We start from the raw sequence: 9,105 nt of genomic DNA, 5'->3' as shown, positions 1-9,105 counted from the left end.
AATTCTCGCCGTTTGCGTACCCACAGGCCCCTGGGGTCAGGGGAGCGGGTCGCGCAGGCCGCTCGCGCGCCGGACGGGCTGCGCGACGGCGGCACGCACGGCGTCAGCGGTGCCGACGACGCGCACGAACTCCTGGGCCCGGGTGACCGCCGTGTACAGCAGCTCGCGGGTGAGCAGCGGTGACGTCGGGGGCGGCAGCACCAGCGTCACGCGGCGGAACTGGCTGCCCTGCGCGCGGTGCACCGTCATGGCGTGCACGGTCTCGACGGGAGGCAGCCGGTGGGTGCGCACGCGCAGCGGGTCGCGCGGGTCGCCGAACGCCGCCACGACGCCCTCGCCGTCGGCCACGAGCACGCCCGTGTCCCCGTTGTACAGGCCGACGTCGGCGTCGTTGCTCGTCACCAGGAGCGGCCTGCCCACCACCCACGGCGTGCCCGGCGCGGCGGGCACCGCCGTGGTGCCGGCCGTCGCCTCCTCCACCCAGGCCTCGACCTGGGCCGCCCAGCGCGCCACGCCGACCGGGCCGCGACGGTGCGCCACCATGACCCGGTGCGCGGACAGCGCGTCGAGCGCGCCCGCCGCGTCACCGGCCTGCGCCGCGGCCACCAGCCGCCGTCCGGCGTCGACCGCGTCCTCGCGCAGGCCGGTCACGGCATGCTCGTCCAGCCGCTCCGTGTCGGCCTCGACCAGCTCGACGCCGCCCTTGCCCGCCCGCAGGACGTCGAGCACGGCCTCGGCGTCGCCGTCCCGGATCGCGGCCGCCAGCGGCAGGATCGCGGAGTCCGAGCCCTGGCGGTGCACCGTCACGAGTCGCACGACGCCGTTGGCGAGGCCGTCGTGGTCCTCCGGGTCCAGGTCCCCGCCCCCGGGGCCGGCCGGCACCGGATCGGCCACGGGCGGGCGGGCGACCAGGTCGCCGAGGACGGCGCCGGCCTCGACGGACGCGAGCTGGTCGGGGTCGCCGACGAGCACCAGGCGAGCGTCCGGCCGCAGCGCTTCGAGCAGCCGCGCCATGAGCGAGAGGGGAACCATCGACGTCTCGTCCACGACGACCACGTCGTGCGGCAGGTGGTGACCGGCGTGGTGCCGGAACCGGGTGGCGCTGCGGTACCCCAGCAGCCGGTGCACGGTGGTGGCGTCGGGACGGCCCGTGCGCGCGCGGTCCTCCGGGTCCAGCGCGCCGACGACGTCGCGCACCGCCTCCTGCAGCCGTGCGGCGGCCTTGCCCGTCGGCGCCGCGAGCGCCACGCGCAGGCCCTGGCCGGTCGGGCCGTCGACGGCGACGTCCTGCAGCACGGCGAGCAGCCGCGCGACGGTCGTCGTCTTGCCCGTCCCGGGCCCACCGGTGAGCACCGTCAGCCGGCGTCCGACGGCGTGCGCGGCCGCGAGCCGCTGGCGCACGTCGCCCGCCGTGGGGAACAGGCGCGCGAGCGTGGCGTCCAGCCGGTCGGCGCCGGGTGCCGCCAGCGGCGGTGCCTGCAGGCGGGCGTCCACCAGCCGCCGCACGGTGAGCTCGTCGCGCCAGTACCGGTCGAGGTACAGCCGGCCGCCGACCCATCGCGCCGGACGGTCCACCGGGTCGCCCGCCCCGACGGTCACCGCGGGGCTCGCCTCGATCGCCCGGACCCAGGCGGCGTGCTCCGGCCAGGGCGGCGGAGCGGTGCCGCCGACCCCGCTGGCACCGGCGGTACCGGCGGTACCGGCGGCACCGGCGGCCAGGTCGCCGCGGTCGGCGTCCTCGGGGAGCGCGAGGGTCGCGAGCTCGTCCGGGTCGTCGAGGCGCACGCACACCGAACCGCCGCGCAGCGCCCGGACGGCGAGGGCGACGGCGAGCAGCACGGTGGTGTCGTCCTCGCCGGTGAGGCGACCGAGCCGGGACGCGACGTGCACGTCGGTCGCGGACACCAGGCCGGCCGCGTTGAACTCTTGCAGCAGGTCGGGTGCCGCTGCGGCGAGGCGGACGTCGCCGTCGGTGGGAAGGGCGGCGGTGGGGGTCATGCGTCGCCTCCGTCGAGCAGCGCGGACAACGCGGGCACCAGCCCCCGGGGCGGCACCCAGGACACGACGCCGTACGGTGCGCCGTCGGGCCCGACGGGCGTGGCGGGGCCGCACATGCCGCGCACGAACAGGTAGAGCCCGCCGCCGAGGTGCACGTCCGGGTCGTATCCCGGCAGCCGCCACGTCAGGTAGCGGTGCAGGGCGACGAGGTACAGCACGAGCTGGAGCGGGTAGTGGGCGTGCAGCATGGCGTCGACGGTCGCCTCGGGGCGGTAGTCGTGGGCCGTCAGCGGCGTGTCGAACGCGCCGAGGCGGTTCGTCTTGTAGTCGACGACGAGGAAGCGCGGCGCGTCGTCGTCGCCCGGGACGCGGAGCACGGCGTCGATGGACCCCGTGAGGTAGCCGCGCAGCGGGCGGGCTCCGGGGTCGGCCTCGGCCAGCTCCGCCAGCGCGGCGGGGTAGGCGGCGAACGCGTCGTCGTCGCCGAGGTAGCGGCCCAGCAGCGCGGCGATCCCGGCGAGGGTGGCGCCCTCGGAGGTCGCGTCGCCGTCGCCGCCGGCCAGGGGGAGCTCGAACTCGAGCTCGGCCAGCCGGTCGCGCGGGACGACGTCGGCGAGGGTGCGCCCTGCGGCGAGCGGTCCGAGGGGGGTGCGCGCGACGACGCCGAGCGCCGCCGCGAGCTCCGCCGGGTCGGTGCCCGGCACCCGCGTGGTCGCCGCCGCGGCGCACCGGGCGAGCAGCTCGGCGTCGAGGTCGGGTGCGGCGGTGTCGGCGTACTCCAGCACCTCGTGCACCAGCGTGCCGAAGCCGGTGCCGGCGGGCAGGCCGGACATCGGGGACGGCAGGTCCGCACCAGGAGCCGCTGCGGTTCCTGGCGCACCGCCGCCGGCAGGGCGGACGGCGGTGGGTGCGGCCTCGGCCGGCTCGTCCTGGAGCCCGCCGCCCTCGGGCTCGGACTCCACCCCGCCCTGCTCGACGCCGGGCGTCGCCGATGCCGGGGCGCCGGGCCCGCCCACCCGCAGGGTGTGCGCCGCAGCGGTGAGCGCGGAGTACGAGGCCCGCCGCCACGTCTGGTCCGGTACGCGGTCGAGGTGGGCGACGTCGAGCGCGGGCTCCGCCTCGGCCGGCGGCCGCCAGCGTGCCGCTGAGGGAGACGCGGGAACCTCCTCGACGGCGATCGTGCCACCCGAACGCTGCGCGACCGCGCCGAGAGCCTGGCGCACGGCGTCGTCGCGCATCACCTGCTGCGAGGCGTGCGGTGCGGGCTCGCCGCCGAGCGTGCGCTCGCCCAGCACGACGCGTGTCAGCCCGGCCTTCGCGGTGTTCGCCTTCGACGGCGCCCAGTGCGCCACGACCTGGTGCCGGGCGCGGGTCAGCGCCACGTACAGCAGGCGCAGGTCCTCGCCGCCCTCCTCCCGCCGGTGCCGGTCGAGGGCGGCGTCGTAGCCGAACGACCCGGGGCCGCCCACGTGCAGGATCCGGCGGCCGTCGCCGGCGTGGAAGCGCAGCACCTCGGGCTGCCGGGGCTCGAAGCGGTCCCAGGCGAACGGCACGTACACGACCCCGAACTCCAGCCCCTTGCTGGCGTGCACGGTGACGACCTGCACGGCCGCCGCGTCCGTCTCCAGGCGGCGGCTGCGCTCCTCGTCGTAGTCCTGCGCGGCCTCGCGGATGCGCCGCCGCAGCCACGCGGTGAGTGCCGACGCGCCCAGGCCTTCCGTCACGGCGGCGACGTGCAGCACCTCGCCCACGTGCCGCAGGTCGGTGAGGTGGCGCTCGCCGGTGCTGGTGCGCATGAGCCGCTCGGCCAGGCCGTCGCGGGTCACCGCCTCCTGCAGCGCCGCCACCCCGCGCGCCCACAGCAGCCGCGACCAGCGTCGCACCGTGTCGGCGAGGGCGTCGTGCGCCGCGTCGTCGGCGGTCGCCAGACGCGCGGCGTCCCACCCGACGAACGGCGTGAGCGCCAGCGCGGCTGCTCGCCCGTGGGCCCCCGGCTGCTCCAGCGCGGCGAGCAGCGTCAGCCAGTCCCGCGCCGACGGCGTGGCGAACACGCTCGACAGCCCGGACACGACGGCGGGCACGCCGCGCTTCGTGAGCTCCGACCGCACGGTCTCGGCCTGCACGTTCGTGCGGGTCAGCACCGCGACGTCCCGCGGCTCGAGCGGCCGCCAGCCCGGGCCGTCACCGGCCTGGGCGGACCTCGGGTCGTCGCCGTCGTCGAGCAGCCGGTCGCGACCGAGACGTGCGGCGATGTCCGCGGCGACGTCGGCGGCCACGAGCTGGCGCGGCGGCCCCACGGGAGGCGTCTCACCGGGGGACATGCCGAGCGCCGAGCGCGTCACCTGCCGCAGCCGCAACGGCGCCCCGCCGTCGAACCGCGACCCGCGGTGCGCCGCCTCCACGGGCCGCACGACGATCCGCTCGTCGCCCAGCGCCGTGCCCCCCAGCACGGTGTCCAGCGCGCGCAGCAGCGGCTCGTCGCTGCGCCAGCTGGTGCCGAGCGTGGCGACCGAGGTGGCGTCCTGCTGCGCGTCGAGGTACGCGACCACGTCCGCGCCACGGAACGCGTAGATCGCCTGCTTGGGGTCGCCGATGAGCACCAGGGTGCGGTGACCGTGGAACGCGGTGCGCAGGATCTCCCACTGCACGGGGTCGGTGTCCTGGAACTCGTCGACCATGACCACGCGGTACCGGGCCCGGACCCGCCCGGCCGCCGTGGCGCCGTGCACGGGGTCGGCGAGCGCGTCGCGCAGCATCACGAGGAGGTCGTCGTAGTCCAGGAGGTGCTGTGCGCGCTTGCGCCGCAGCGTCTCGGTGCGGGTCTCCAGCGCGACCGCCTGGCGCAGCGCGCCCGGGGTCGTCGGACCGCCGCCGGTCGGCTCCGCGGGCTCCACGACGGCCTGGTGGTCGCTCACGGCGGCCCGGCCGAGGTCGGCCGCCATGGTCGGCGTGAGGGCCGGGTGGGCCTCGTCCGCGAAACGGCGCACGTACAGGTCGTCGGACACCTCGCGCACGAGGTCGGCGACGTCCGCGACGAACGTGGCCGCCGGGTCGACGTCGGCCGCGATGCCCAGCGACGTGAGCATCTGCTGGCAGAAGCCGTGCGTCGTGGTGATCGTAGCGGCGTCCAGCTGGGACAGGGCGGCCGTGAGCCGGGCGCGGCGGCGGCCCAGCTCGGCCGCGTCGACGTCGGCGAGCAGCGCGACGACAGGGTCGGGGTGTGCGGCCGGGTCCGGGCCGCGCAGCGCGCGCTCGGTGCTCACCAGGCGCTCGCGCACGCGGTCGCGCAGCTCGGAGGTGGCGGCCCGGCCGAACGTGACGAGCATGAGCTCGCGCAGCTCGGCGCGGCCCTCGGCCACGAAGCGGGTCGCCAGTGCGGCGATGGTGAACGTCTTCCCGGTACCGGCGCTCGCCTCGAGCACCGTGGTGCCCTCGGGCAGGGGGCCGCAGACGTCGAAGACCGGCCGGTCCTGAGCACCTGCCAGCCCCGCGGCGTCGGTCCCGAGCCCGGCCGTGCTGCCCGCCGTCATGAGGTGCCCTTCTGCTCGTGCGCCAGCAACGGGTCCCACACACGTCGGGCGAGCGCGCCCAGCCGCGAGGGCTCGTCGGGGTAGCGGCGCCGGTCCTCGTCGTCCGGCGTGCCCGCGACGGTGTCGAAGGTCGCCGCGTCTCCCCACACCATGAGGTGGTACGGGTCGGTCTTCTCGAAGCCGCCGCCCCAGGTGTACCGCGCCTCGCTCGTCGCCTGCCCGGGGTCGCCGGCGCCGCCGGCGCGGGAGGCGGCGTAGGCGTGCGACGCCTCGGGCGGCAGGGGCAGCGGCGCGCGGGTGGCCGCGGCACGGAGGGCGACGAGGTCGTCGAGCACCCGTGCGGCCTCCGTGGCGTCCGGCGCCTCCAGCAGGCTCCAGGCCGCCTTCGCCCCGCGGCCAGGTGCCCGGCCGACCGTCCCCGCGTGCCACCGCTCGCCGTCCGGCAGGCTGTCGTCGCCGTCGGACGCCGCGAGCGCGAGCGTCTGCACCCAGGCGCGCAGCCGGTGCTTCGGCCCGAGCTTCGAGTACTCGGCGCGCACCACCCGGCCGCCGTGCACGCCCGGCACCGTCCCGGTGACGAGGATGCCGGAGGGCAGCGCGGCGGACACGTCGACCGCGCGCGCGGGCTCGTCGGCACGAACCTGCCGGGCCAGGACCTCCACGGGCTGCACCCGCTCGACGACGTCGCGCAGCGCCGTGCGGCCCAGCTCGCGCGGCGGCGCCTGCCCGCGGCGCCACTCCGCCTGGAAGGCCCGCCCGGGGTCGGTGCCGCCGAGCACCGCGGTGAGGATGCGGTCGCCCGCGCCCCACGCCGCGAGGGGCGGCATCGAGAGGGGCAGACGGTCGTCGACCTCGTCCTCGTCCTGGGCGATCCGGACGTCGAGCGTGGTCCGCAGGAACCAGCGCACCGGGTGCTCGAGCATGGCGACGAGGTCGTCGAGGTCGACCTCGACGGGCGCTGCGGCGTCGAGCACGAGGGGCTCGGGGACGAGCAGGCCCGGCTCGGTGCGTTCCGCCCGACCGGCCACCGCTCCGCGGTACGCGGCGGCGTCGAAGCTGAACGGACCGGGGGAGCCCAGCTCGCCGGCCTCGAAGTTGCGCTCGCCCACCACCTGGAGGGGATGGCGCACCACGACCTGCCGCCGCACGGGACCGCCGTCCGCGGCAGAGCCGACCCGGTCGAGCGCGTCCAGGAGCTCCGCGACGGGCACGGCGGGCGGCCGGTCCGCGCCGGTGCGCTCGTCCGCGCCCGAGTGCAGCACCACGAGGTGCTCGCGGGCGGCCGTGAGGGCGTCGAGGAAGATCTGCCGGTCCTCGCTGCGGCGGTCGCGCTCGCCCAGGCAGGCGTCGCGCGCCAGCAGGTCGTCGCCGTCGGGCGTGGCGGAGCGAGGGAACGCGCCGTCCTCCATGCCGAGCAAGCACACGACGCGGTGCGGCACGGCGCGCATCGGCTCCAGGGAGCACACGGTGAGGGCCCCCGTGCGGAAGCCGGCGCGCGTGGGTCGGCCCGCCAGGCGGTCCGCGAGCAGCGCGCGGACGTCCTCGAGCCGCAGCCCGCCGCCCGCGGAGGCCGCGGGCCGCCCGGCCCCGGCCGAGCGGACATCGCCGAGCACCCGGCGCGCCTGCACCGACTGCCAGGCGTCGTCGGGCGCGGGGTCCGTGAGCAGCGTGACCGCCCGGTCGAGGGTGTCGAGCCAGTGCTCCAGCGGGTGCGTGCCGTCCAGGTCGGCGAGCAGCCCGCTCAGACGCGTCACCAGCTCCGCGAACCGGCCGGCGACGTCCACGTCGGTGGACCCGACGTCGTCCAGCGGCAGGGCCGGCCCGACGAACCGGGAGTCCTCCTCGGCCATCGCGACGCCCAGCAGCACGCGGTCGAGCGCCGCGTCCCAGGTGCCCTGCCGTACGCGCGGGTCGATGCCGAACCGGGCGCGGCGCGACCCGTCCTCGCCCCAGCGCACGCCCACCTCGACGGCCCAGGTGCGCCAGCGGTCGAGATCGTCGTCGGAGAGGCGGAAGCGTCGCCGTACGGGCTCGGTGGTGGCCAGGTCGAGCACCTCGGAGGCGGTGACGCGTCCGTCCGCGAGGCGCAGCAGGGTCGACAGCACCCCCAGCACGGGGTTCACGACGCCGGGCCCGCGGTCGGCCAGGCTCACGCGCAGGCGCTGGCCGGGGTGCACCAGCGTGACGCCGTCGGGCGCCGCGCCGAACGTCGCCGTCACGAGCGGGGCGAAGGACTCGACGTCGGGGCACATGACGATGACGTCGCGCGGCTCGAGCGTCGGGTCGGCGGCGAACAGGCCGGTGAGCACCTCGCGGAGCACCTCGACCTGGCGGGCGCGGCCGTGGCAGGCGTGCACCTGGACGCTGCGGTCGGCGGGGTCGACGGCGTGGGCGGGCGCGTCCGGGTCGTCCGCGCGCAGCGCCGCCTGGAGCGCGCCGAGCAGGCTGTCGGGCGGGGGCGGCGCCGGGTGATGGGTGACCGTCGTCGTGGGCCCCTCGGTCGCGGTGTCGAGGACGCCGGACAGCCGCAGCTGCAGCTCGACGGAGTCACGAGCGGTGGACGCGAGCAGCGCATGGTGCGCGGTGGGGGGCACGTCGGCCCGCCGCGGGCCGGCGACCGCGCCGTCGTCGGCCAGGGCGGCGACGGTGTCCCACAGGACCGGGGAGGGGTGCGGCAGCCACAGGTGCACGTCGCGGTGCAGCGCGAGCGCGCACAGCACGCGCCGCTGGTCCTCCGGGAGGCGGGTGGGGCCGAAGACGGAGAGCCGGGCGGGCAGGTCGACGGCGGCGGGGTCGGCGCGCAGCGCCCCGACGGCGGCGCCGAGCACCTCCGCCGGGTCCGGGGCGTCCACCCGCCGGCGCACCTGCCGCCACAGGCGCGGCTGCCACTCCAGGTCGCGCGGGACGGGCGTGCCCGCGCCGTCGTCCTCCCCGCCGGCGAGCCAGCCGGCGAGCAGGGCCGGGCGCTGCTCCGCGTACGCGGAGAAGAGGTCCGCGACGCGCTGTGCGAGGGCGAGCCGGCGCGAGCGCCGCACGCCGTCGTCGGCCTCCCCGACGTAGCGCGCGAGCGGGGCCGCCCACGCCTCGTCCAGCGCTGCGTCGATCGTCTCCAGCACGGGCCACACGAGGCGTGAGCGCCGCCAGGGGTCGTCGTCCCGCTCGACGCCGGTCACGGCCGTGACCGCGGACGCCACGAGTCGCGACGGCGAGGAGAAGTCCACGTTGGCGCAGACACCGGCCCCGGACGGACCCTCGACGCCCAGCCGGTGCGACAGCCGCTGCGCCAGCCAGCGCTCGATGCCCCGCGTGGGCACCGCGACGACGTCGGGGACGAACGGGTCGTCCGGCGGCACGGCGAGCACGTCGGCGAGGGGGGCGACGAGCGCGTCGGAGCGCTCAGACCGGTGGACGTGCAGCACGTCGGCCAGGTTACGGGTCTGCGCCGACAGCAACACGCCCTCATCCACAACCCGCCCCCCAGGCGGGGGGGGGCGGGGGTGGGGTCGGTGGTGGGGGGGAGGGGAGCGGAAAACGAACCAAAAGCACAGGGCGCGGGGGGGGGGGAAAAAAGACAAAC

Annotated in this window: 3 protein-coding genes; all 3 read right to left on the bottom strand. The window is 77.5% G+C overall.

Annotation, left to right across the window (positions count from 1 at the left end; genetic code table 11):
- Window positions 1-36: 36 nt before the first annotated feature.
- Genes recD through recC form a run of 3 tightly spaced genes read right to left on the bottom strand, consistent with a single transcriptional unit; the run spans window position 37 to window position 8,947 of the window.
- Complete coding sequence (recD, locus tag ACWGKI_RS19875; RefSeq protein WP_452189327.1) at window positions 37-1,998, bottom strand: exodeoxyribonuclease V subunit alpha; 1,962 nt, start codon at window positions 1,996-1,998, stop codon at window positions 37-39.
- Window positions 1,995-5,528, bottom strand: coding sequence for a UvrD-helicase domain-containing protein (locus ACWGKI_RS19870; RefSeq protein WP_452189325.1), 3,534 nt, complete (start codon window positions 5,526-5,528; stop codon window positions 1,995-1,997). The genes recD and ACWGKI_RS19870 overlap by 4 nt, the downstream gene beginning before the upstream one ends.
- Complete coding sequence (gene recC, locus ACWGKI_RS19865; RefSeq protein ID WP_452189323.1) at window positions 5,525-8,947, bottom strand: exodeoxyribonuclease V subunit gamma; 3,423 nt, start codon at window positions 8,945-8,947, stop codon at window positions 5,525-5,527. The genes ACWGKI_RS19870 and recC overlap by 4 nt, the downstream gene beginning before the upstream one ends.
- Window positions 8,948-9,105: the final 158 nt, after the last annotated feature.

This window comes from Isoptericola sp. NPDC055881, from assembly GCF_053615895.1.
Note: the sequence above shows the minus strand (reverse complement) of the source record. Positions and strands in the feature narration are given on the sequence as shown.

Coding starts and splice junctions, on each gene's coding strand:
- recD (WP_452189327.1), bottom strand. CDS start 1,998: ATGACCCCCACCGCCGCCCTTCCCACCGACGGCGACGTCCGCCTCGCC.
- ACWGKI_RS19870 (WP_452189325.1), bottom strand. CDS start 5,528: ATGACGGCGGGCAGCACGGCCGGGCTCGGGACCGACGCCGCGGGGCTG.